Annotated in this window: 2 protein-coding genes; both read right to left on the bottom strand. The window is 69.3% G+C overall.

Annotated features, from left to right (window positions below; genetic code table 11):
- The coding region (locus G9373_RS45405; protein ID WP_167121363.1) for a nucleotidyl transferase AbiEii/AbiGii toxin family protein at positions 1-444 on the bottom strand (444 nt) is incomplete at its 3' end.
- Positions 441-973, bottom strand: a 533-nt coding sequence (locus tag G9373_RS45400; RefSeq protein WP_167121361.1) for a type IV toxin-antitoxin system AbiEi family antitoxin, incomplete at its 5' end; no start/stop codon positions are given. The genes G9373_RS45400 and G9373_RS45405, both read right to left, overlap by 4 nt.

The raw sequence follows: 973 nt of genomic DNA, 5'->3' as shown, positions 1-973 counted from the left end.
GGGTGGGGCGTCGCTGTAGCGCTGGATGAGGGTACGAGGTTCGGTGGGCCAGAGGGTGCGGTCGGTGGAGGCGAGGAGTTGAATTTTCACCGCGAGACCACTGGTGGTGTGGAGGGTGGCAGCATCCACGCTCGATCCGGCGCTGAGCGGGGGCGCCCATTCGAGGCGACTATAGGCGCGTTGCAGCGCTCTCGGGAGCGTCTCGTCGAGGTCGGCGGCCAGGGTACTGCGTCGTGGGTCGAGGGCGATGAGGTCGATGTCCTCACTCAATCTTCCATTGGGGAGGTGTGTTCGGGCGAGGGCGGTGCCGCCGATGAAGTGGAGCCGGTCGGCGAAATGTTCGCTGAGGTAGCCCAGGAGCAGGGAGATGAGGTGGTCTCGTTCGACTTGTTCGGGGGCGACGCCGAACTGGTCGGCGACGCTGTCGCGTTCGTCGAGGTTCACGAGGCTGCCTGCACCCAGGTTTCGGCGCGGGCGAGGGCTGCGGTCAGTCCCTGCTCGGCGGCGAGGGTGGTGAGGCGTTCGCGGTCGCTGCGCCGGTAGAGCGAGGTGACGGCGGCGGGGATTTCGTTCTTGGCGTCGCCGAGGGCCGGCCAGCGTGCCAGGTCGAGGACGGTCTGTTCCGGGGTGGTCACCAGCGCCGGCCCGAGGGGGGTATTAAGGCGTTCGGCGTCGAGTTCGGGGGTGTCGCGGCGGAGGAACCGGATGGTCGCGGTCCTATCGGTGAGGGTGATGGTTCGGTGCCGGCGGGGTACGGCGACGACCGCGGTGGCCAACGCCCGGGGGATTGCGTGGTGGAGGCGGGCGGCGCTGATGCCCATCACGATCGCGTGATCGGGTCCGTAGATCGCGGCGGCGATTCCGGCGGCGGTGGCTTCGAGGTTCGGGATCCACGGTCGCCCGGCCTGTTCCGGGGGTACCACGATGTAGTAGCCGGGGGCGGCGCGGTGCAGGACGCCGCGTGTGACCAGGC

Origin of the sequence: Rhodococcus sp. A14 (assembly GCF_011603105.1) — a bacterium.
Taxonomy (GTDB): domain Bacteria; phylum Actinomycetota; class Actinomycetes; order Mycobacteriales; family Mycobacteriaceae; genus Rhodococcus_F; species Rhodococcus_F opacus.
The sequence above is the reverse complement of the archived record's forward strand: the minus strand, read 5'-3'. Positions and strand labels throughout refer to the sequence as shown.